19 protein-coding genes are annotated in these 22,529 nt (G+C 74.1%); 7 read left to right on the forward strand and 12 right to left on the reverse strand.

All coding sequences use genetic code 11. From position 1 onward, the window contains the following. The first annotated feature begins 91 nt into the window (after window positions 1-91). Window positions 92-1,933 carry a glycoside hydrolase family 15 protein gene (locus ACFW3D_RS03670; protein WP_500500888.1) on the forward strand — a complete coding sequence of 614 codons (1,842 nt, stop codon included), beginning with the start codon at window positions 92-94 and terminating at the stop codon, window positions 1,931-1,933. Here ACFW3D_RS03670 and ACFW3D_RS03675 read toward each other — a convergent pair. The 3 genes from ACFW3D_RS03675 to ACFW3D_RS03685 form a co-directional block, all read right to left on the reverse strand. Beyond that, on the reverse strand, window positions 1,930-2,691 hold the full coding sequence (locus tag ACFW3D_RS03675; RefSeq protein WP_500500889.1) for an N-acetyltransferase: 762 nt from the start codon (window positions 2,689-2,691) through the stop codon (window positions 1,930-1,932). The two genes, ACFW3D_RS03670 and ACFW3D_RS03675, sit on opposite strands and share 4 nt — an antisense overlap. A gap of 50 nt (window positions 2,692-2,741) precedes the next feature. After that, complete coding sequence (locus tag ACFW3D_RS03680; RefSeq protein WP_500500891.1) at window positions 2,742-3,965, reverse strand: MFS transporter; 1,224 nt, start codon at window positions 3,963-3,965, stop codon at window positions 2,742-2,744. 677 nt (window positions 3,966-4,642) lie between these two features. After that, the gene (locus ACFW3D_RS03685) at window positions 4,643-6,091 is read right to left on the reverse strand and encodes an NCS2 family permease (protein WP_500500893.1); all 1,449 of its coding nucleotides are present in this window, start codon (window positions 6,089-6,091) and stop codon (window positions 4,643-4,645) included. 1,022 nt (window positions 6,092-7,113) lie between these two features. Between ACFW3D_RS03685 and ACFW3D_RS03690 the strand changes: the two genes are divergently transcribed. Continuing rightward, entirely contained in the window at window positions 7,114-8,937 is a 1,824-nt protein-coding gene (locus ACFW3D_RS03690) for a tetratricopeptide repeat protein (RefSeq protein ID WP_500500895.1), read from the forward strand. Between the two features lie 12 nt (window positions 8,938-8,949). Here the strand turns inward: ACFW3D_RS03690 and ACFW3D_RS03695 are convergent, their stop codons facing one another. Beyond that, window positions 8,950-9,696 carry an SDR family oxidoreductase gene (locus tag ACFW3D_RS03695; RefSeq protein WP_500500897.1) on the reverse strand — a complete coding sequence of 249 codons (747 nt, stop codon included), beginning with the start codon at window positions 9,694-9,696 and terminating at the stop codon, window positions 8,950-8,952. Window positions 9,697-9,945: 249 nt separating this feature from the next. On the opposite strand from ACFW3D_RS03695, the gene ACFW3D_RS03700 reads away from it, so the two are divergent. Beyond that, window positions 9,946-10,710 (forward strand): GntR family transcriptional regulator, encoded by a 765-nt coding sequence (locus ACFW3D_RS03700; protein WP_500500899.1) that lies wholly within the window; start codon window positions 9,946-9,948, stop codon window positions 10,708-10,710. 28 nt (window positions 10,711-10,738) lie between these two features. On the opposite strand, the gene ACFW3D_RS03705 is transcribed toward ACFW3D_RS03700, so the two are convergent. Next, entirely contained in the window at window positions 10,739-12,361 is a 1,623-nt protein-coding gene (locus tag ACFW3D_RS03705) for an alpha/beta hydrolase (RefSeq protein ID WP_500500901.1), read from the reverse strand. Between the two features lie 184 nt (window positions 12,362-12,545). Beyond that, window positions 12,546-13,703 (reverse strand): ROK family transcriptional regulator, encoded by a 1,158-nt coding sequence (locus tag ACFW3D_RS03710; protein WP_500500903.1) that lies wholly within the window; start codon window positions 13,701-13,703, stop codon window positions 12,546-12,548. Window positions 13,704-13,831: 128 nt separating this feature from the next. Here ACFW3D_RS03710 and ACFW3D_RS03715 point away from each other — a divergent pair, with 128 nt between their 5' ends. From ACFW3D_RS03715 to ACFW3D_RS03725, 3 genes are all read left to right on the forward strand, one after another. After that, window positions 13,832-14,278, forward strand: coding sequence for a hypothetical protein (locus ACFW3D_RS03715; protein ID WP_500500905.1), 447 nt, complete (start codon window positions 13,832-13,834; stop codon window positions 14,276-14,278). A gap of 429 nt (window positions 14,279-14,707) precedes the next feature. Beyond that, the gene (gene ribB, locus ACFW3D_RS03720; RefSeq protein WP_500500907.1) at window positions 14,708-15,358 is read left to right on the forward strand and encodes a 3,4-dihydroxy-2-butanone-4-phosphate synthase; all 651 of its coding nucleotides are present in this window, start codon (window positions 14,708-14,710) and stop codon (window positions 15,356-15,358) included. A gap of 4 nt (window positions 15,359-15,362) precedes the next feature. Next, window positions 15,363-16,049 (forward strand): HAD family hydrolase, encoded by a 687-nt coding sequence (locus ACFW3D_RS03725; RefSeq protein ID WP_500500909.1) that lies wholly within the window; start codon window positions 15,363-15,365, stop codon window positions 16,047-16,049. A 110-nt stretch (window positions 16,050-16,159) separates the two neighbouring features. Here ACFW3D_RS03725 and mug read toward each other — a convergent pair whose 3' ends face one another. Together mug and purB are read right to left on the reverse strand one after the other, a co-directional pair. Beyond that, window positions 16,160-16,648: a G/U mismatch-specific DNA glycosylase gene (gene mug / locus ACFW3D_RS03730; RefSeq protein ID WP_500500911.1), complete on the reverse strand. Its 489-nt coding sequence runs from the start codon at window positions 16,646-16,648 to the stop codon at window positions 16,160-16,162. Between the two features lie 68 nt (window positions 16,649-16,716). Further along, window positions 16,717-18,150, reverse strand: coding sequence for an adenylosuccinate lyase (purB, locus tag ACFW3D_RS03735; RefSeq protein ID WP_500500913.1), 1,434 nt, complete (start codon window positions 18,148-18,150; stop codon window positions 16,717-16,719). A 159-nt stretch (window positions 18,151-18,309) separates the two neighbouring features. Between purB and ACFW3D_RS03740 the strand changes: the two genes are divergently transcribed. Beyond that, window positions 18,310-18,546 (forward strand): hypothetical protein, encoded by a 237-nt coding sequence (locus ACFW3D_RS03740; RefSeq protein WP_500500915.1) that lies wholly within the window; start codon window positions 18,310-18,312, stop codon window positions 18,544-18,546. A gap of 90 nt (window positions 18,547-18,636) precedes the next feature. Here the strand turns inward: ACFW3D_RS03740 and ACFW3D_RS03745 are convergent, their stop codons facing one another. From ACFW3D_RS03745 to ACFW3D_RS03760, 4 genes are all read right to left on the reverse strand, one after another. Further along, window positions 18,637-19,407: an SGNH/GDSL hydrolase family protein gene (locus ACFW3D_RS03745; protein ID WP_500500917.1), complete on the reverse strand. Its 771-nt coding sequence runs from the start codon at window positions 19,405-19,407 to the stop codon at window positions 18,637-18,639. Window positions 19,408-19,444: 37 nt separating this feature from the next. Then, window positions 19,445-20,470 carry a hemolysin family protein gene (locus tag ACFW3D_RS03750; protein ID WP_500500919.1) on the reverse strand — a complete coding sequence of 342 codons (1,026 nt, stop codon included), beginning with the start codon at window positions 20,468-20,470 and terminating at the stop codon, window positions 19,445-19,447. Further along, entirely contained in the window at window positions 20,467-21,834 is a 1,368-nt protein-coding gene (locus ACFW3D_RS03755) for a hemolysin family protein (protein WP_500500921.1), read from the reverse strand. The genes ACFW3D_RS03750 and ACFW3D_RS03755 overlap by 4 nt, the downstream gene beginning before the upstream one ends. A 181-nt stretch (window positions 21,835-22,015) precedes the next feature. Continuing rightward, window positions 22,016-22,447 (reverse strand): GNAT family N-acetyltransferase, encoded by a 432-nt coding sequence (locus tag ACFW3D_RS03760; RefSeq protein WP_500500923.1) that lies wholly within the window; start codon window positions 22,445-22,447, stop codon window positions 22,016-22,018. Window positions 22,448-22,529: the final 82 nt, after the last annotated feature.

Consider the following 22,529-nt stretch of genomic DNA (forward strand, 5'->3'; position numbering starts at 1 on the left):
GCCGGCACCGTCCTGACCGAGAAGGAGGAGGACCCGGAGGGTTAGTCTGAAGGGTGGCTTTTGCCGTTTCCCGGCACGCGAGGAGGCCCCCGTGACAGCCGAAGCCCTCCGGTCCGAGTTCGCACCGGCCGACGGCCGCTACCTTCCGATCGCCGCCCACGGACTCATCGGCGACCTGCGCAGCGCCGCGCTGGTCGGTACGAACGGCACCATCGACTGGTACTGCTCCGGGCGCTTCGACGCCCCCAGCATCTTCGCCTCCATCCTCGACGCCGAACGGGGAGGCAGCTTCGAGCTGGCCGCGGACGTGCCCGCGCGCACCAAGCAGTTCTACTTCCCCGACACCAACGTGCTGATCACCCGGTTCTTCGCCGAGGACGGCATGGGCGAGGTGCAGGACTTCATGCCGGTCGTCGACGAGTCGCACGAGGCCGACCGGCACCGCCTGATCCGCCGCGTGGTGTGCGTGCGCGGCGTGCTGCCGTTCCGGATGCGGGTGGCCCCGCGCTTCGACTACGGCACCGTGCCGCACACCGTCCACATGAACGGGATGCAGGCGCTCTTCGCCACCCCGGCGCAGACCATCGCCCTGACCTGCTCGGTGCCGCTGGAGCACGACGACCGGGACGTGTGGGCCCAGTTCAAGCTCTCCGAGGGGGAGGCCGCCGTCTTCGCCCTGGACCAGGTCGGCGACGGTGTCGGACCGCGCGGCTGCCCGCTGACCGAGGCGGAGGACCAGTTCGAGAAGACCGTGCAGTACTGGCGGCACTGGCTCTCCCAGTCGCAGTACCGGGGCCGCTGGCGCGAGATGGTGCACCGGTCCGCGCTCACCCTGAAGCTGCTCACCTACGCGCCCACCGGCGCCATCATCGCCGCGCCCACCACCAGCCTGCCCGAGCGCATCGGCGGCGAGCGCAACTGGGACTACCGCTACGTCTGGATCCGCGACGCCGCCTTCTGCGTCTACGCGCTGCTCCGGCTGGGGTTCACCGACGAGGCCGAGGCCTTCATGAACTTCCTGTCGGACCGCGTCTGCATGGGAGGACCGCGTTGCACCGCCGGCCCGTTGCAGATCATGTACGGCATCGACGGCCGCTCCGAGCTGCCCGAACGGGAGCTGGGCCACCTGGAGGGCTACGCGGGTTCCGCGCCCGTCCGGGTGGGCAACAACGCCGTCCACCAGCTCCAGCTGGACATCTACGGCGAGCTCATCGACTCCCTCTACCTGTACGACAAGTGGGGCAAGCCGATCTCCAGCGACCACTGGGACACCGTCTGCGAACTCGTGGACTGGGTCTGCGACAACTGGGACCAGCCCGACGAGGGCATCTGGGAGACGCGCGGCGGCCGCAAGAACTTCCTGTACTCACGGGTGATGTGCTGGGTGGCGATCGAGCGGGGCATCCGGATGGCGAACCACCGCGGCCTGCCCGCCAACCGCGAGCGCTGGTACGGGGCCCGTGACGACCTCTACCGGCGGATCATGAGGAACGGCTGGTCGGAGGCGCGCGGCGCGTTCACCCAGAGCGAGGGGGAGGACGTGCTGGACGCGTCGGTGCTGATGATGCCGCTGTCCAAGTTCATCTCGCCGACCGACCCCAAGTGGCTCTCGACGCTCGACGCCCTCGGCAAGGACCTCGTCTCCGACTCCCTGGTCTACCGCTACGACCCCCTGGCGAGCCCGGACGGCGTCCCCGGCGACGAGGGCACCTTCTCCATCTGCTCCTTCTGGTACGTCGAGGCCCTCACCCGCGCGGGGCGCAAGGACGAGGCGCGCCTGGCCTTCGAGAAGATGATCACCTACGGCAACCACCTCGGCCTGTACGCCGAGGAGATCGACCGCGCCGGGGAGCAGCGCGGCAACTTCCCGCAGGCCTTCACGCACCTCGCCCTGATCAGCGCGGCCTTCAACCTGGACCGGGCGCTCGGCTAGCGGCCACCCGTGGCGTGGCGGACCCACACGTTGGGCTCGACGTACACGGCGTGGTCGTGCGCGGTGTCGCAGTGCACCGGCACCAGCGCGCCGGGTACCTCAACGGCGCCGTCCCGGTCGAAGGGGAGCCCCGTCCAGCGCCGCCACTGGGCCAGTGTCCCGCTGACCGTCATCGAGGCCGGCGCCACCTTCACGACGACACCGCCCGCCCTGACGTGCACCCGCAGCCACGGGTCCTCGGGAAGCCCGTCCTCACGCAGCTGGCCGGCGTAGTCGGTCATGGGGAGCCGCGGCCGCAGGTGCTTGGCCGTGGGACGGACCGGGGCGAGCAGCGCGTCGTGGCCGAGGTCCCGTGCGCCGTCGCGCAGCGCGGCCACCATGCGGTGCGACAGGCCCCGCCCCAGGTACCCGGCGTCGATGGTGATCTCCAGCGCGCTGGCGGCCGTCGCCGGACGTCCGTCGCGCAGATCGTTGTACGCCCACACCAGCACGCGGTCCCAGCCCTGGTCGGGGGTCTCCTCGCGGCTCTCGCCCGAGGCGTCGAAGGGGACCGCGAAGCCACGCGCCACGACCCGGTCGCCGTCGGTCGCGACGACGCAGTACCGCGGGAAGTCCGCGGGCACCCGGTCCAACAGGGCTCCGGCGACCGGGTCCTGGGGGACGAAGGCCGGCCAGTTCCCGGAGATCTCCCAGAGCCGGGGGATCAGTTCGGGGCGCTCGGCGAGCGAGGTGATGCGGACGGATGCGGTGTCGTTCACGAGGCGGCATCCTGCCGGACGCGCCCCCGCGGCGGCATCCCGTTTTCCCCTCAGGCCGCCCGGCGGACGTCCGAGCGGGCCACGACCGCGGCGGCGGCACGGCGGCCGACCGCCACCGCGCCCCGGCCCCAGTTCCCGGAACCCGCGCCGCGGGCCACCGCGGTGAGCGGTACGGCGGCGAGCAGGAGCAGGCAGGCCAGGACGGCGCCCATCGCGGGGAAGCCCAGCCGGGCGGCGAGCAGCGCGCCGGCCAGCGGTCCGCAGGCCACCCCGAGCGAGGACGCGGAACCGGCGTACACGGCCCAGCGGCCGCGCGGGTCGAGGGCGGCGGCCAGCCCGATCGCGTACGAGAGCACCACCGGGTAGACGGTGTTCCACAGCACCTCGCCCACCGCGAAGGCGACCGCGCCGCGGGCGGAGGCGCTGGCCGCCACGCACACGGCGATCACGACCGTGCCCACCCCGATGGGCACGGCGCGCCCGAGGCGCGCGCCGAGAGCGCCCGCCCCCATGACGCCGAGCAGCCCGCCCCCGAGCGCGACCGCGAACACCATGCCCACCGCGGCCTCCGACAGGCCGACCCGGTCCAGCCCGATGCGGCCGCTCACCCCCCACAACGCGTTCTGCGCCAGCGACCAGCACAGCATCGACACGGCGAGCACGGCCCCGGCTCCCAGGTGCGGCATCGGCAGCCCGGTCGGTTGTGCGGCGGCCGTGGAGTGCGGGCGGGGTCGCGCGGGCAGCCGCCAGGTCAGCGGGAGCACGAGCAGGGCGGTCGCTGCGATAGCCGCGAAGGGCAGGGCGTGGCCCCCGCCCAGCCGCGGCAGCACGAGGTAGAGCGCCCCGGCCGTCGCGGAGGTGGCCAGCAGCGCGAGCACCGTGACCCGGTGGGGCTCCCGTTCACCGGAGATGCCGACGGCGGCCACGGCCGTCGAGGTGCCGGAGCCGAACCCGCCCGCCACGCAGCCGAGGACGACCAGCGGCACATGGCCGGTGGCCGCGGCCGTCGTGAAGCCGCCCGCGATCATCAGCAGCCCGTACCGGGCCAGTCGCGCCCGGCCGATCCGGTCGACCCGCGAGGCCAGTGTGAAACCGGCACAGGCCGAGCCGAGCAGCAGCGCGCTGCCCACCGCCCCGGCCTGGGAACCGCTCAGGCCGAGACCGGTGGTGAGGCGGCCGACGACGGTCGGCATCAGGTACGGCGCGAGGTAGCCGGCGCAGAAGAGCGCGACGAGCGGCAGCAGGGCGCGCGAGGGCGCGGTCCGCGAAGACATGGGCGTTCCTGGGAGGGACGGCCGAAGGCACGGCGATCGGAGGGGGAGTGGTGCGACCGTCGACGGACAGGAACGCGCGGAACCATGTGTATCAAGCAACCAGGCTCGCGGATAAGTGGGTATTGCCCGCTCAAACCCGCTGTTGCCGAATTGAGATCAAACGCCCGCACTAGGCACACGTGCACCACGTTCGACGCCACCCGCCGACCGCGGCCGCGACGTCTCCGCGCCCGCGCCGCCCGCAGCGGGGAACACGGGCTCGACGCCACGGCGTTCCCGCGCGGAGTGCGGCCGCCCACGCGAGGTCCCGCGGTTGGCGCCCGGCGCCGTCCGGCCGCGGGCCGTGACGGCGCCCGCCGTCGGGGTCGTCGGCGGCCGGCGCGTCGTCGACGTGTCGGCCCACGTCCGCGGACGGCGCCGCCCGGTCCGGGCAACCGGGGCCTTTGCCGCCACCGGCCGGCCGCGACCCCGCGCGGCCGGCCGACGTGCGCCACATCACACCGCGCGATCCGGAACGGGCGGGAACTCCGGCCCCGCGCCGGTAGTTCGACGGGTACGGGCCGCGCGCGGAGCGCCGGCCCGGCCAGCGGCCCCGACCGGGGGCCCCCGTCCCGGTCGGGGTCTTCATCGTGGGGCCGCGGGTGGCCGCACCGGCCCCCGCGGCCCACCGGGCGCCGTTACTTGACCCCGAGCAGCTGCTCGATCGGGTCGATCGCGAAGTAGACGACGAAGAGCGCCGAGACCGCCCACAGCAGCCAGTGCACCTGCCGGGCCTTGCCCAGCACGGCCTTGAGCAGCACGAAGGCGATGAAGCCGGCACCGATCCCGTTGGTGATCGAGTACGTGAAGGGCATCACGGCGATCGTCAGGAACGCGGGGATGGCGATCTCGAAGTCGTCCCAGCCGATGTTCTTGACCTGGGTCATCATCAGGAAGCCGACTGCGACCAGCGCCGGTGCGGCCGCCTGCAGCGGGACGATCGTCAGCAGCGGGCTCAGGAAGAGCGCCACCGCGAACAGGCCGCCGGTGACCAGGTTGGCGAAGCCCGTGCGGGCCCCCTCGCCGACACCGGCCGCCGACTCGATGTAGGCCGTGTTCGACGACGCGGAGGCGGCGCCGCCCGCGACCGCCGCGGCACCGTCGATGAGCAGCACCCGGCCCAGGTTGGGGACCTTGCCCTCCTCGTCCAGCAGGCCCGCCTCGGCGGTGATGCCGACGACCGTGCCCATGGTGTCGAAGAAGTCCGACAGGATGAGGGTGAAGACCAGCAGCACCACCGTGATGAAGCTGACCTCGGCGAAGGCGCCGAAGAGGCTGAAGTGCCCCAGCAGCCCGAAGTCCGGCGCGGCGAACACGTCGTCGGGCACCTTGGGCGTGGTCAGCCCCCAGCTCTTCACGTCCGCGACGGCGTCGACCACGATCGCGAGCACCGTCATCGCGACGATGCTGATCAGGATCGCGCCCTTCACCTTCCGGGCCAGCAGGGCGATCGTCAGCAGCACACCCAGGCAGAAGACCAGCACCGGCCAGCCCGACAACGCCCCGCTCCCGCCCAGTTGCACGGGGACGGTGGTGTTCGCGGCGTCCGGGATGCGACTGACGAAGCCGGCGTCCACGAAGCCGATGAAGGCGATGAACAGGCCGATGCCCACGCTGATCGCCTGTTTCAGCGGCTGGGGTATCGCGTGCATCACCGCCTCACGGAGCCCGGTGACCACCAGCACGCAGATGACCAGGCCCTCGAGGACGATCAGGCCCATCGCGTCGTCCCAGCTCATCAGGGGCGCGATCTGGAAGGCGACCACCGCGTTGAGGCCGAGGCCCGCCGCGATGGCCAGCGGCAGATTGCCGCCGACTCCCATGACGATCGTCATGACCGCCGCCACCAGCGCGGTGGCGGTGACGAGTTGACCGGTCGACAGGACGTGGCCGAACTTGTCCTTCGCGCTCCCCAGGATGATCGGGTTCAGCACGAGGATGTACGCCATCGTGAAGAAGGTGGCGAAACCACCGCGGACTTCACGGCCGAAGGACGAGCCGCGTTCCCCGATGCGGAAATAGCGGTCCAGTGCGTTCTGTGGTGGTGGTGGCGAGCCCTTCGCCACATCGGTGGCCTGAGCGGACATGGTGCTCCTCGGAGTTGGTGCGACAACCGGGCAACCTGCTGGAGGCTGGAGGGATTGTGTACGCCGGAACGCCCGCTCGGGTTTTGAATCCGTTTCCTTGTGTTAACGAATCGGCATTGCGCAGCAGGGGGGCGCTGCCGGGAGTTGCGTACGGGGTGCGCCGGCTGTTCGGGCGTCCCGCCGTCTCGCGCCCTTCGGGCGCAATGCGGCGGGCTGCGGAAGGGGAGGTGGGGGCGACCCTCTCCGACGGGGTGCGGGCGGTTTGGTGGGCGGCGTTCAGGCGCCGGAGCAGGGCCGGTTGCTCGTACGGTTGCGGTCTCGTCGCCGTCCGCGGGTGCAGATGGCCGGTGGCCACGCCCACCCTTGGTGGGTGGCGCGCCCGCCGTAACCGGCGTCCGCGGGTGCTTCCCCGACATCGGGCTCTGTTCCGCCGACATAGTCGGCGAAAGCGAGCCCGATCTCGCCCGTCCCGAAGATCGGGCTCTGTTCCGCCGAACATGTCGGCGAAACAGAGCCCGATATCCCGTGGGCGGCTCAACAGCACCCCGAAGCAGCCGCAGACGCCGGTAACGGCGGGCGCGCCACCCACCCACCGAAGGCGTCGAAGCGGCCATCTGCACCCGCGGACGGCAACGAGTCCCCGGCCGACGGAAACCCCACCCGCTCCGGAGCCTGAACCCCCACCCCGAACCGACCCGCACAGCGGTGACGGCCCGACGCCCCCGAAACTCCCATCCGCAGCCAGCCTCTTTGCGCCCGAAGGGCGCGAGACGCAGGGACAGCCGACCCACCCACCCGCGCACCCACCGGCCCCGTCCGGCAAGGAGTAATGCGGGGGTCGAGATGACTGGCCGGCCGCCACGACGACACCGTCCGCGCGTCGACGGCGCGCACCACGCCCCGTCCCGGCGGCGGACGCATACGGAGGGCCCGCCGGGCCACACCGGAAGGGCGTCAAGCGGCGTCGGTTAGGGTGCCCCGGGGCGGGGGCGCCAGGAGCGGTTCAGAGGTGGGGAGCGGCTGTGCACGATCATCCGGAGGGCCAGGAGGGCGGGGCGCGCCTGGAGGCGGAGGGCGAAGTGGCCACCGCGCGCATCGCGCTGGCGGGGGGCGACCTCGGGCATGCCGCCCGGCACCTGGAGGACGCGCTCGCGCGCGACCCGGGACTGCCCGAGATCCACGAGGCGCTGGCCGAGTTCGCCGCGCGCGTCGGCGGCGCGGAGGCGGCGCTGACGTACTTCGCCCCCGAGGACCGGGCGTTCATCGGCACCGTGGCGGCGCGCGGCCACCTGTCCGCGGTGGCGGGCAGCTGGGACGAGGCCGTCGGCCTGCTCGCCCAGTGCGCCGGGCACGAACCGCAGCGGCCCTGGCTGGACGTGGCGTGGCTGCGCCGCCCCGACATCGCGGAACTCGTCGCGCCGGACACCGTGGCCCGTGCGGCCGCGCGCGTGGCGCCGCAACTGCCCGACCCGGTCGACGAGGAGCGGCGCGGCCCGCTGCTGCCGCTGCTCGACCTGGTCCGGGCGAGCGCCGCGCGCCACCCCGACCACACGATGCTGCTGTGGTGCGGCTCCACCCTCGCCCGGCGCATGGGCGGCTCCGAGGAGGCCGTGGACTGGGCGCGGCGCTCGTACGAGCTCGAACCCTCGCACCCGGCCGCGGTGATGCTCGGCTACGCGCTGCGCAGCGCCGGCCGCTCCGAGGAGGCGCTGGAGGTCTGGCGCCGCGAGGTCGCCCGCGACCCCTCGGACCTCGACCTGTATGTCGACATCGCCGAGCTGCTCGACGGCCTCGGCCGTCCCGCCGAGGGCGTGGCGTGGGCCGAGCGGGCGCTGGCGGTCGACCCCGCTCACCCCAAGGCGGCCCCCGCGGTGCACGCGCTGCGGTACGCGGTGGAGCCGGACCTGCGGCACCTGGTCGCCCTCGCCGACCACCTGCGGGGCGAACCCGGGCACGGCTACGCCGCGGACCTGCTCACCCGGCTGAGCCAGGGCACGCCGTGGCTCAACTGGATACCGGGCGGCAACGAGGCGATCGTCAGCCTGCTGCACCAGGCGCTCGGGCAGTCCGTGCCCCGCGAGGCAGGGCTGACGCTCACCGTCTCCGCACTGGAGCCGCCGAGCGCGCTGCTCGCACTGCGCGCCGCCTACCCGAACGCGGTGACCGAGATCCAGTCCGTGCCCGAGCCCGACCTGCGGATCGCCGCGCGCCCGGTCGGGGTCTCGCTGTGGGCCTACGAGGGCACCACCGCCCGGCCCGCCGTCCGCCCGCCGTCCCCGGAGGCGGCCGAAGCGGTACGCCGGCTGGCGTGGCACGGCTGGCCGCACCTGGTCGCCGCCTACGACGACGCGGTCGCGCTCTCCGGGCTCGACCCCGAGGACCTGCTCGGCGTGCTCGTCCACCCGCCGGCCCCGCGCGAGGACGACCTGGGCCGCGCGCTCGCCGCCCAGGCTCCCGACCTGTGGATACGGTGCGTGCAGGTGTGGGCCTGCCTGGGTCTGGCACACCACCGCACGGACGAGCCGTGGGCCGTCTCCCGGCGCCGGGCGCTCCTCGTGGACGTGCTGGACAACGCCGAGGACTGGGTGTGCGAGGCGGCCGGGCTGGCGATCGTCGCGACCGCCTGGACGGACCCCGCCGTGCGCAAGGACGCGGCCGAGCTCATCGGCCGTCGTCTGCTGGAAGCCCTGGAGGCGCGGCAGAGCCGGGTCGTCACCCTGACCTGGTCGCTGTGCCACCTGGCCCTCGCGACTCCGGAGCTGATCCCGCAGGTCGCCGCGCTGGCCACGGACGTGCTGCGCATGATCGACACGGAGGACGACCAGGAGGCCGCCGCAGGGGAGTAGCCGGCGGCGACGCTACAGACCGCCCGAGACGCGCAGCACCGCGCCCGTGGTGTACGACGCGTCCGGCGACATCAGCCACGCCACCGCGCCGGCGACCTCGTCCGGCTCACCGGGCCGCCGCATGGGCACGCGGTCCGGGTTGCGCCATGGCCGTTCGGGGTCGCCCATCGCGGCGTGGATGTCGGTCACGATCATCCCGGGCTGCACGGAGTTGACGCGCACGCCGTCCGGAGCCAGCTCCTTGGCGAGGCCCACGGTCAGCGCGTCGACCGCCGCCTTGCTCGCGGCGTAGTGCACGTACTCCCCGGGACCGCCGAGCGTCGCGGCCCCGGAGGAGATGTTGACGATCGCGCCGCCCCGGCCGCCGTGCCGGGTGGACATCCCCAGCGCCGCGCGCCGGGCGCACAGGATCGCGCCCATCACGTTGACGTCGATCACCCGGCGCATGACCTCGACCGGGGTCTCGGTGAACCGGCCCAGCGGCCCGGTGACGCCGGCGTTGTTGACCAGGCCCGTCACCGGCCCGAGCTGCTCGCCCACGGTGTCGAAGAGCGCGTCCACCTGCTCGGCGTCGCTGGTGTCGACGCGCACGACGACGCAGCGGGCGCCCGCGTCCCGCACCTTGCGTGCGGTGTCCTCGGCGGCGTCGGTGTCCTTCTCGTAACCGATGCCGACGGCGTGTCCCTCGCGGGCGAGCCGCAGGGCGACCGCCGCGCCGATGCCGCGGCCGCCTCCGGTGACCACCGTGACCGGACCCATGCCAGCTCCCTCGCTCGACGTGATCACGAACGCTACCAGCGTGCCAACGGCGCATGCCGGGCGCGAACACCTCGTGAACAGTGCGCGGCCGTGCCCGCCGCACGTCGTCGCGCCCCTGAGCATTGGTCTTGACCAACTCGGAGGGCAGCTCTATCGTCGCCTAGTAGTGCAAGAACCTTTAATAAAGAGCCGTTCGGAAACAAGGCTGAACAAACCCCGGACGGCGTCAGGCGGATTGCGGAGGACAGGGTGGGGACCACGCAGCTCGAGCACGTGCCGGAGCCCAAGTACTGGCACCTCAAGACCGTCCTCATCGACGCGCTCGACTCCGAGTTCGAGGTCGGTGAGATCCTCCCCAACGAGCGTGAGCTCGCCGCCCGTTTCGGCGTCGCCCGGGCCACCCTGCGCCAGGCGCTGGAGCAGCTGGAGCTGGAGGGCCGCCTGCAGCGCCGCCGCGGCGTCGGCACCACGGTCGCCCCGCCCCGCGTGGGCGTCTCCGTAGGCCCGTCGAGCGGCAGCTGGCCCGGCGCCACGGGTGACGCGTGGCGCACCGTGGGCTGCGTCGAGGCCGCCGCCCCCACCGCCGTCGCCGACGTGCTCGGCACCGACACCGACGAGGCGGTGCACACCGTCCGCCGGGTCCGCTCCATGGGCGGCCAGTCCGTCGCCACCGAACTGCTGTATGTGCCCAGGGCCTCCGTCCCGGGCCTCCCCGGTGATCTGACGCCGGCCGGCCACGCCCCCGCCGTCCTGCGGGAGTTGCAGGCCCTCGAACTCGACGGCGACGACCGGGCCGTGGAGCTGGGCTCGGCCCGCGCCGAGGACGCCAAGCAGCTCGACCGGCTGCCCGGTGCCCCCGTGCTGGTGGTCACCACCCGCTACTTCAGCGGCGGACGGGTCGCGGCCGTCGCCGTCGCCACCTACCGCGCCGACACCTGCCGGCTGACCTTCGGCGACAGCGGCGCGATGGAGATCACCCACCACGGCCAGGAGCGGCACGCCGCCGCGTCGTGACCCCGGCACCACCGCACGTCACGTCCGGTCAGTAGAAGCGGCCCGTGTTGGCGTCCTTGGCACCGCCGGTGCCGGACGGCACGGGCAGGGGGTGGCCGGAGCAGCTGACGTCCCGGTCGCCGGCGGCGCCGGACACCAGGTAGCGGTCGACGCGTGCGGTGACGCACTCGTTCCAGAAGCTGATCAGGCCGTGCGAGCCCCGCCCCTGTTCGGTGATCATGCGTGAACCGGGCAGCCTGCGGTGCAGTTCGACCGCGCCTTCGTACGGTGTGGCCGCGTCCCGCTCCGACTGGACGATCAGCACCGGCGGCAGCCCCGACCCGGCGCGCGCGCCGACGTCCACCGCCCCTCCGCCCTCGACCTGCCACGAGGCGCACGGCAGGTTCAGCCAGGCGTTCGCCCAGGTCTCGAAGGGGTGCCCGCGCGCGACCCGTGAGTTGTCGCGGTCCCACACGTTCCAGTCGCGCGGCCAGGCCGCGTCCGAGCACTCCACGGCCAGGTAGACCGCCTCGCTGTTCTCCTCGTCCTTCGCCGCCCCCGGGTCGGGGGCGGCCGCGGCGATCAGCGGGTCGTCGTCCCCGCGCAGGTAGCGCGAGAGCAGATGGGCGAAGGAGACCCAGCGCTGGTCGTAGTACGCGGCCTGCACCGCCGCCGAGTGCAGTTCCCCGGCCCCCACCTTGCCGGCCGGGCGCTTGCCGAGCATCCGCATCGCCCGGTCGAAGCTCGCCTGCACACGGCCGGGCGTCGCGCCGAGCCCGTACACGGCGTCGTGCCCGGCCGCCCAGGCGCGCCAGTCCGCCCAGCGGCGCTCGAAGGCCAAGTCCTGCGCCAGGTTGGCGCCGTACCAGACGCCGCGCGGGTCGGGGTTGACGACGCTGTCGACGACCATGCGGCGCACGTGCGAGGGGAAGAGGGTGGCGTACACCGCGCCCAGGTACGTCCCGTAGGAGACGCCGTAGTAGTTCAGGCGCGGCTCGCCGAGGGCGGCGCGGATGACGTCGAGGTCCCGCGCCAGGTCGGCGGTGCGCATGTTCCGCAGCAGCGCGCCGCCCCGCGCGCCGCAGTCCTCCGCCTTGCGCCGGGCCTCCGCGCGCTTGGCGGCCTTGACCGCGTCGGTGGCCAGGCGCGGGTCGGCGCCGGGGGCGTGCTGACGACCCGCCGGGTCCTGGCAGGACAGCGGCGCCGAGTGGCCCACCCCGCGCGGGTCGAACCCCACCAGGTCGTACGTCCTGGCCGCGGTCTCCCAGACCTTGCGGGTGACCGCCCCCGCGCCCGACCGGCCCACCCCGGGGAACCACAGCCCGGACGCCCCGGGGCCGCCCGGGTTGAACACCAGGGAGCCCTGCCGGACGGAGGCGGGGCCCGCGGCGCGCAAGCGGCTCACCAGCAGGCCGATCTTCGTGCCGCCCGGCTCCGTGTAGTCCACGGGCACCCGGACCGTGCCGCACTGCACGGGCGCCTTGAGCCCGCTGTCCGCCGGGCACGTCCCGAAGGTGATCCCGGTGGACCCGGCCGCCCGGGCCGCCACCGCGGCCCCCGCCATCCGCAGTTGCTCGGCTACCACGGGCTCCGGGAAGTGCGCCGCGGCCGGGGCGGTCGCCGCGCCGGCCGTCAGCACCACGGACACTGCCAGGACCACTGCTCGCCGCACGCGGACGCCCTTTCGCCGGCCACGCCGCGTCGGCGCGGCATGCTCGCCGATGCGACGGATCGTCGGCTGGTCGGACAAACCGGCAAAGCAGGCAGGCCGAGGAGCCGTGGAAGTTCGCCCGTATTGCCCTGACCGGTGCCGTGGTCCCGGCACCGGTCCCGCCGCCGGTTCGCCGCCCAGCGGCTCAGCGGCCGAGCAGCGAGGTCCTGGCCACCGCGAACAACTGCTCCTCGACGTGGTCGAGCGCCAGCCGCAGGGCCCCCGTCGCGACCGCCTCGTGCCCCAGCGCCGACAGCGCGACCTGCGGCGGCCGCAGGCAGTAGCGCGCCAACTCGGTGCGCAGCGGCTCCAGTACGCCGTCCAGCCCGGCCGCCCAGCCGCCGATCACCACCAGCTCCGGGTCGATCGCCAGCACCAGCGCGGCCACGTCGTGCACCAGGCGCTGCAGGAACCGGTCGAAGGCCTCCCGTGCCTGGACGTCCCCCGACCTCACCAGCGCGAACACTTCGGCCACCGCCGACTCGTCGAGCGGGTGCAGCGGGGTCCCGGTCGTGGACAGCAGCCGCTCCGGCCTCGCCTCGCGGCCCAGCAGGTGAAGTGCCCCGATCTCACCGGCCGCCCCGCCGAATCCGCGGTGCAGCCGGCCCCCGATCAGCGACCCGGCCCCGGGGCTCAGCCCCGCCAGCACGAACACCACGTCGTCGGTGCCGACGGCGGCGCCCTTCCAGTGCTCGGCGACGGCGGCGGCGTTGGCGTCGTTCTCCACCAGCACGGGGCAGCGGAAGGACCGGCGCAGCCGCTCGCCCAGCGGCAGCCCCGTCCAGCCGGGCAGCGCGGTGCTCAGCCGGACCGCGCCGTCGGTCTCCACGATCCCCGGGCTGCCCACACCGACCGCCCACAGCGTGCTGCGGGCCACGCCGGCCTTGCGCAGCAGTTCGGCGACGGTCCCGCGGACCCGTTCCAGGCGCTCCTCGGCCGGCAGCGTGTCGGCGACGTCGTGCGCCAGCGATCCGAGGACCCGTCCGCTCAGGTCCGACAGCAGCGCCCGGATCTGCCGGGCCCCGATCTCCACGCCCAGCAGGTGCCCCGCCTCCGCGTGGAAGCGGAACCTGCGGGCCGGACGTCCCTGCTTGCGGGCGTCACCGGGTTCCTGCGGGGCCTCCACCACCAGGCCCGACTCCGTCAGGCCCTCGATCACACCCTCGACGGTGGGCCGTGACAGCCCGGTCGTCTGCACCAGTTCGGTCAGGCTCACGGCGGACTCGCCGCGCAGCGCATGGAGCACCACCGCGGAATTGATCCGCCGGAGCAAGGACGGGTCCCCGCCGGTGAGCCGCCCCAACGTACGTCCTCCCTGCTCGCGCGCGTGTTGGCCGGATCGTACCCGTCCCGGCGGCCCGCGGCGAGTGGCACCGGCACAGGGTTACTGACTCGATGTCAAGTGTCACAGGCGCGGGGTTTACTGGAGCCATGGACCTGCCCGGCCACGTGGCCACCGTCGACGCGCTGCGCGCCCGCCCGTTCCCGGCGCGCGACGAGCGCCGCGGCGCGGTCGACAGCGGCCCCGGATACCACATAGCGGACCTCCGGATCAGCGAGGACTTCTGGGACGCCGACGGGGACCCGGCACGCAGACGGCAGGCCGAGGACGACATGGAAGCCGAGTGCCAGGCCCTGGTCGAGGTGTTCACGGCGCGCTGGGGCGTCCCCGAGACGGTCGACCTCTCCGCCCACCTCGAACGTCTCGTCGAAGGGGAGCCGGTGCCCCGCCCGCTCCGCACGCTGTGCACCTACGCCCACGAGGCGTGGGCCTGGCGGGTCGACGGCCGCTGGATCGGCGTGTGCGTCGGGCAGTGGGACCGGGAACTGCCCCTCCAACTGGTGGCCGCCGTCGGCGACGCGGCGGCCGTGCCGTGACCACGTCGCACACCACGGCGCGGGCCGCCGCGCGCCCACTGCCCTTTGCCGGGCACGGCCTGATGTGTCGTCAAGCGCGACGACTCCCGCCACGCGGACCCGGCACACACGGGGTACCCCGGCGTCACCACCCACGCGCCCGCCGGGCTCCGGGCCCGCCCTAACGGGGCGCTCGCCCGGTCGTCCACCTGAGGTCCGGCTCCGGGGCCGGCACCCCGAGGAGCGGGATCCGCCCCGACACCGGCCGCCGCGCCTCCGGCCACCCCGTGTCCACACCCTCCGCCACAACGTGCGGCAAGCCGCTTCCGCGCTGCCGGGTTCCGTACGGTTTCACGGGGAAAGCCCGTTCGGCGTACGGATTTCTCAAGCTCCCTCGTTCGGTCACCGATGCATCCCGCGGGGGGTGGATCCGACGAAGGGACGATTCCTGTGACGTCAGCACCGACGCCACGCCCGGCCGGCGGCCTGGACACCGTGTCCGTCGCCGTCGAGGACCTGAGGGCCGGACGGCCCGTCATCGTGGTCGACGACGAGGACCGCGAGAACGAGGGCGACCTGATCATGGCGGCCGAGTTCGCCACCGCGGAGACCCTGGGGTTCTTCGTCCGCTGGACCAGCGGCCTGATCTGCGCGCCCATGGCGCCGGAGATCGCCGACCGCCTGGAACTGCCGCTGATGGTCCCGCCCCGTCCCGGCTTCGACACGGCGGCGTACACCGTCTCCGTCGACGCGGTCGGGGCCGGCTCCGGCATCTCCGCCGCGGACCGGGCGCTCACGGCGCGGACGCTCGCCGGCCAGGGCACCCGGCCCGACCAGCTGCACCGCCCCGGGCACGTCTTCCCGCTGCGGGCCCGGGCCGGGGGCGTCGCCGAGCGGCGCGGACACACGGAGGCCACCGTCGACCTGCTGCGGCTGGCCGGGCTGCCGCCGGTCGGGGTGATCAGCGAGGTCTGCGAGGACGACGGCTCGGTCGCCCGCTTCGACCGGCTGCGGGCCTTCGCCGACCGGCACGGCCTGGCGCTGATCTCGATCGAGCAGCTGTCGAACGGACCGCGGCTCGCGGACCCCGCGACGGTGTGACCGGATGACCCGAGCGACGATCTTCGACCTGGACGACACCCTGGTCGACAGCGCGGACACCTGGGTCCGCGTCTGCGCCGCCTTCGCCGCCCGCCACGGTCACCCGTGGCGGGCCGAGGACACCGCGGCCCTGCACGGCAACGGCGGCTGGGCGGTGTACGTCGCCGGACTGTGCGGCGGAGCGGCCGACCCCGCCGAGGTGGTCGAGGCCTGCACCGCCGCGGCGACGGGCGAGGTCGCCGACGGCCTGGTCCCGGCGCTGCCCGGAGCGGTGGACCTGGTCCTCGAGGCCGGCCGCCACGGCCCCGTCGGCCTCGCCACGGCCAGCCCGCGCCGCTTCGTCCTGGCGGTCCTGGACGGGCTGGGTCTGTCGGGGCGGCTGAGCGCCGTCGTGTGCGGGGAGGACGTGGGCAGGCCCAAACCCGCGCCCGACCCGTACCTGCGCGCGGCCGCCGAGATCGGCGTGCCGCCGTCCCGCTGCCTGGCCGTCGAGGACTCCCCGAACGGCATCCGCTCGGCGACCGCCGCAGGCATGCGCGTCCTCGCCGTCCCCCGGGGAGGCATGGCGCTGCCGCCCGACGTCGCCCGCCTCCCCGCGGCCCAGGCCCCCACGACGGCCGCCGCCCTGCCCCTCCTGACCCGGCTGCTCGCGTCCCACCCCGGTTCCCTGGTGCACGACGCCACGAGGTGACCCGCCGCCGGCGCCGGGCGGGTTCACGCCGCCGGGCGGTCCCTACGGCGGCGTCCCACGCGCCATTCCGGTGTCCCGCGGCCAGGACGAGGCACAGTCCCGCGGGCGGATCAATCCCGCGACGCGTCGCGGAGGCGGCCGAATTCCTCCGTCATGGCCTGGGTCGGCCAACCGGCGTTCAGGCCGCTGGGGTTGGGCAGGACCCAGATCCGGGTGCCGCCGATGGTGCGTTCCTGGGGGCCGATGCGGGCGCGGGGCTCGGCGAAGGCGACGCGGTAGGCGGTCACGCCCACGACGGCCAGCCAGCGCGGCTCGTACCGCAGGACCCGCTCGGTCAGCAGCCGCCCGCCCTCGAGCAGTTCGTCGCGGGTGAGTTCGTCGGCGCGGGCCGAAGCGCGCGCGACCACGTTGGTGATCCCCAGCCCGGACGCGAGGAGTTCGTCCTGCTCCGCCGGGTCGAGCCGGCGCGGGGTGAACCCGGAGGCGTGCAGCACCGGCCAGAAGCGGTTGCCGGGGCGGGCGAAGTGGTGACCGGTGGCGGCCGACATCAGCCCGGGGTTGATGCCGCAGAAGAGCACCCGCAGGCCGTCCGCGATCACGTCGGGGATGACGCGGTCGCGGGCGGCCTCCAGTTCGTCCTGGGAGGGGCGGCGACGCCTGACCGTGGTCAGAGGATGGCCCCGGGGGCGTAGGCGGCCGCCTGCGGGTACCGGTCGGCGACCTCGCCGATCCGCCGGACGACCTCGGCGACCTGGTCGGCGGCCGCGCCGGTGAAGGAGAGGCGGTCGGCCATGAGCGCGTCCAGCCCGCCGCGGTCGAGCGGGATGCGCTCGTCCTCGGCCAGCCGGTCCAGCAGCTCGTTGCGCTCGGCGCCCTTCTCGCGCATGGCGAGCGCCGAGGCGACCGCGTGCTCCTTGATGACCTCGTGCGCGAGCTCGCGGCCGACGCCGGCCCGCACCGCGCCCATGAGCACCTTCGTCGTGGCGAGGAACGGCAGGTAGCGGTCGAGCTCGCGGGCGATGACGGCGGGGAACGCGCCGAACTCGTCGAGCACGGTCAGGAAGGTCTCCAGCAGGCCGTCGAAGGCGAAGAACGCGTCCGGCAGGGCCACCCGGCGCACCACGGAGCAGGAGACGTCGCCCTCGTTCCACTGGTCACCGGCCAGTTCGCCCACCATCGACGCGTAGCCGCGCAGGATGACCGCCAGGCCGTTGACGCGCTCGCAGGAGCGGGTGTTCATCTTGTGCGGCATGGCCGAGGAGCCGACCTGGCCGGGCTTGAAACCCTCGGTGACCAGCTCGTGCCCGGCCATCAGACGGATCGTCTTGGCGAGCGACGACGGCGCGGCGGCCAGCTGCACCAGCGCGGTCACGGCGTCGTAGTCCAGCGAGCGGGGGTAGACCTGGCCGACGGAGGTGAAGACCTCCGAGAAGCCGAGGTGCGCCGCGATCCGGCGCTCCAGCTCGGCGAGCTTGCCGGCGTCCCCGCCGAGCAGGTCGAGCATGTCCTGAGCGGTGCCGACCGGGCCCTTGATGCCGCGCAGCGGGTAGCGGCCGAGCAGGTCCTCGACCCGGGCGAAGGCGACCAGCAGCTCGTCGGCCGTGGTCGCGAAGCGCTTGCCGAGGGTGGTGGTCTGGGCGGCCACGTTGTGCGAACGGCCGGCCATGACCAGCTCCGCGTACTCGGCGGCGAGCCTTCCGAGCCGGGACAGGACGGCGACGGTGCGGTCGCGGACGTGCTCCAGGGAGAGCCGGATCTGCAGCTGCTCGACGTTCTCGGTGAGGTCGCGCGAGGTCATGCCCTTGTGGACGTGCTCGTGCCCCGCGAGGGCGTTGAACTCCTCGATGCGCGCCTTGACGTCGTGCCGGGTGACCTTCTCCCGCTCGGCGATGGACGCGAGGTCGACCTGCTCCAGCACCCGCTCGTAGTCCGCGACGGCCTGGTCCGGCACCTCGATCCCCAGGTCCTTCTGGGCCCGCAGCACGGCCAGCCACAGACGGCGCTCCAGCACCACCTTCTGCTCGGGGGACCACAGGGTGGCGAGCTCCGCGGAGGCGTAGCGGCCGGCCAGGACGTTGGGGATGCGGGGCTTGGAAGTCACGTAGCGAGATTCTACTGCGCGTCGGCGCAGGTCAGCGCCCCGCACCGGTCTATGCGCGTAGCGCGGTGGGGTGCCGTCGGGCCCTTTCGTCGCCGGGCCGACCACCAGGGGTCACCCGCAGTGCTGGCGGCGGGGATCGTCCGGCCCTACCTTTCCGCCATGAGAACCATGCTCTGGACGGTGGTGGCCGTCATATCCGGCCTCATCACCCTGGCCGGCGCCACCGGCATCCTCGTGGGCAAGCAGCCCCTGGACATCGCCCTCGCCTTCCTCGTCGCCCTCGGCGCCGGCTGGGCGGCGCAATACGCCTGGCGCAAGGCCCAGGGCCCGCGCGAACAGCGGACCGCCCGCCTCCCCGGTGGCAACGCCCGCCCCGGTCGGTCCCGGCGGCGCTGACCCCCCGCACACGAAAGCGCCCCGCCGTCCCGAAGGACGGCGGGGCGCACCCGTCCGTCAGGCCCCCCCGTCCGGCTCCCCGGAGGGCGGTCAGAGCTCGTACGGCACGAGTTCCGCGCGCTTGGGGGGCAGGCCGTCGCCGGAGGAGCGGCCGGTGAGGCGGCGGCCGATCCACGGGACGAGGTGCTGGCGGGTGAAGCGCAGGTCGGCCGCGCGGCGAGCGGGCCACGACAGGGGGACGGAGTCGGGCAGGGCCTCGGTCCAGTCGAACTGCGGGGTGTGCCCGAGGGTCTGCCAGACCGCCTCGGTGACCCGGCGGTGGCCCTCGCCGTCCAGGTGCAGCCGGTCCTCGGCCCACAGGCGCGGGTCGCCCAGCACGTTGGCGCCGTACAGGTCCACGACGAGCGCGCCGTGCCGGGCGGCCAGGTCGTCGATGAAGCCGAACAGCTGCTCCATGCGCGGCAGGAAGCGCACCGCCACCGGGCCCCGGCGGGCCGGGCTGCGCATCAGCACCAGCTGCCGGCAGGCCGGCGCCAGCCGTTCCACGGCCTCCTCCAGCAGCCCGCACACCTTCACCACGTCGCACTTGGGCCGCAGCACGTCGTTGAGCCCGCCCACCAGGGTGACCAGGTCGGCGTCCATCGAGGCGGCGGTCTCCACCTGCTCGTCCACGATCTGCTGGATGAGCTTGCCGCGCACCGCCAGGTTGGCGTAGCGGAAGCCCGGCGCGTGGCCGGCGAGCCGCCCGGCGAGGAGGTCGGCCCAGCCCCGGTAGGAGCCGTCGGGGAGCGCGTCGGACATGCCTTCGGTGAAGGAGTCGCCGAGCGCGACGAAGCTGGTGTGGGTGGCGTTCATCTGCATGGCGGGCGAGATCCTACCGGCCCCGCGGAGCGCCGCTTCAGGCGGCCGGGGCGTGGCCCACGAGCTCCTTCAGCACGTCCTCCATGGTGACCAGACCGAGACCGCGGCCCTGGTCGTCGACGACCGCGGCCAGGTGCGCGCCGCTGGCCCGCATCGCCGCCAGCACGTCGTCCAGCGGGGTGGCCGCGGCGACCCGGGTGATCCGGCGCAGCGCGCCGCGCGGGAAGGGCTGGTCGTGGCGGCTCGGGCCGAGCGCGAGGGCGTCCTTCACATGGAGGTAGCCCAGGATGCGGCAGGCGTCGTCGGTCACGGGGAAGCGCGAGAAGCCGGAGCGGGCGGCCAGGCGTTCCAGGCCCGCCGGGGTCATGCCGAAGCGCGCGGAGACCACCCGCTCCCAGGGGACGACGACCGCGCGGACCGGACGGCGGCCCAGCTCGAGGGCGTCCTGCAGGCGGATCGCGGCACGTTCGTCCAGCAGCCCGGCCTGACCGGCGTCGGTCACCATCCGGGCCAGCTCGTCGTCCGAGAAGACCGCCGCCACCTCGTCCTTGGGCTCGACCCGCAGCAGCTTCAGCAACCCGTTCGCGAAGGCGTTCACCGCGAAGATCACCGGGCGCAGCGCCCGCGCCAGCGTGACCAGCGGGGGGCCCAGGACCAGCGCGGTGCGCTCCGGCGCGGCGAGCGCGATGTTCTTCGGGACCATCTCGCCGAACAGCATGTGCGCGTACGTCGCCAGGGTCAGCGCGATCGCGAAGGACAGGGCGTGGATCGCTCCCTGCGGTACGTGCAGCAGGTGGAAGAGCGGCGCCAGCAGGTGCTCGATGGCCGGTTCCGCCACGATGCCCAGCACCAGGGTGCACAGCGTGATCCCCAGCTGGGCGGCGGCCATCAGCGGTGACAGGTGCTGCAGCCCCCACAGGACGTGCCGCGCGCCGCGCTCCCCGGCCTCCGCGCGGGGCTCGATCTGGCTGCGCCGGACGGAGATCATCGCGAACTCGGCGCCGACGAAGAAGGCGTTCACGACCAGGGTCAGGGCGCCGACGAACAGCTGCAGGAAGATCATCGCGCACCCGCCGTCCCGCCGTCCGCGTCCCGCGCCTGCGCGAGCCCGTTCTGCGTGCGCGGCGCGGGGGAGATCAGCCGTACATGCGCGGCGCGGTGGTGCGAGTCGTCGGTGACCTCGACCATCCAGCCGTTGACCTCGACGGTGTCGCCGGTGGCGGGGATCCGCCCGAGCCGCTCGGCGACCAGGCCGGCCAGCGTCTCGTAGGGGCCGTCGGCGACGCGCAGGCCGATGTGCGCGAGCTGGTCGGTCCGCATGGCGCCGTCGGCGTCGTAGACGTGGCGGCCGGTGCGGTCCTGGTGGATGAAGGCCAGGTCGGGGGTCTCCAGCGGGTCGTGCTCGTCACGGACCTCGCCGACGACCTCCTCCACGATGTCCTCCAGGGTGACGACGCCCGCGGTGCCGCCGTACTCGTCGATGACGACGGCCATGCTCATCGCGCCGGACAGCCGGTCCAGCAGGCGGTCCACGGTGAGCGACTCGGGCACCGGCACCGGCTCCCGCAGCAGCGGGGTGATCGGGTGGCCCTCCCGGCGCTCGTACGGCACCGCCAGGACGTCCTTGATGTGGACGATGCCGATGACGTTGTCCAGGCCGCCCCGGTGGACGGGGAAGCGGGACAGCCCCGTCGCGCGGGTGATGTCGGCGACGTCCCGGCAGGTGGCGCCCTCCTCCAGGGCGACGACCTGGACGCGGGGGGTCATCACGTTCTCGGCGGTCAGCCGGGCCAGGCTCAGCGTCCGTACGAACAGCTCGGCGGTGTCGGCCTCCAGCGCGCCCGCCCGGGCGGAGTGCCGGGCCAGGGCCACCAGTTCCTCGGGGCTGCGCGCCGAGGCCAGTTCCTCGGCGGGTTCCATGCCCAGGCGGTGCAGGACCCGGTTGGCGGTGTTGTTCAGGTGCCGGATCAGCGGGCCGAAGGCGGCGGTGAACACGGTCTGCGGCGGGGCGACGGCCTTGGCCACCGGCAGCGGACGGGAGATCGCCCAGTTCTTGGGGACGAGTTCGCCCACCACCATGAGCACCACCGTCGAGATGCCGGTGCCCAGTACCAGGCCCAGTGACGCGGCACCGGTGGCCGACATCCCCCATGCGCGCAGCGGTCCCGCCAGAAGTTCGGCGATGGAGGCCTGCGCCAGCATGCCGATGACCAGTCCGGTGACGGTGATGCCGAGCTGGGCGCCGGACAGTTGCACCGTCAGGCTGCGCACGGCCCGCAGCGCCGCCGGGGCACCGCGCTCGCCCGCCTTCTCGGCCCGTTCCAGGTCGGTGCGCTCGACCGTGGTCAGGGAGAACTCCGCGGCGACGAAGACGGCGCAGGCCAGGGTCAGCAGCAGGGCGACGGCCAGGAGCAGCACTTCGGTCATCGGGACACCTCGGTCCCATGATCGGTCAGCCGTGGGCGGACCGCGCGCCGCGGGCGGGGGCGAGGCGACCGCAGACGTGACGGACTCGCGGGGTCGTCCATATGCCCATCGTAGGAAGCGCGGGCGCGACGGACAGCCCGGGAACGCGGCCTCGCGGTGCCGTCCGGCCCCGGCCGGCGCGCTACGGGGCCGGCCGGAAGGGCTTGGTCCAGCGGCGCCAGTGGTGCTCGGGCGCGTAGCCCGCCGAGCGCCAGGCGTGGTGGGCGCGCTCGTTGCGCTCCAGCACCATGGCGTCGCCCCGCCGGCCGCCCAGCGCGGTGAAGCGTTCCTCGGCCGCCGCCAGCAGGGCCCGCGCGACGCCCTGGCGCCGCCGCTCGGGGTGGACGGCCAGCCGGTACAGATGGCAGCGCCAGCCGTCGAAGCCCGCGATGACCGTGCCGACCAGCACACCGCCGGCCTCGGCGAGCAGCAGGGCCTCGGGGTCGCGTGCGATCAGCCGCGCCACGCCGTCCTGGTCGTCGCTGATGCTGGTGCCCTCGGCGGCCGTCCGCCAGAAGTCCAGCACCCGTCCGGCGTCCGCCGGTACCGCACTGCGTATCCCGAGCTCGTCCATGCGGGTCAGCCAAGCAGCCCGCGGGCCCGGGCGGCGAGCGAATTGCGAAGCGCCGAGCCCGGCCCCCCCACGCGCAGCTCCG

The sequence above is a fragment of the Streptomyces sp. NPDC058864 genome (genome assembly GCF_042742985.1).
Taxonomy (GTDB): domain Bacteria; phylum Actinomycetota; class Actinomycetes; order Streptomycetales; family Streptomycetaceae; genus Actinacidiphila.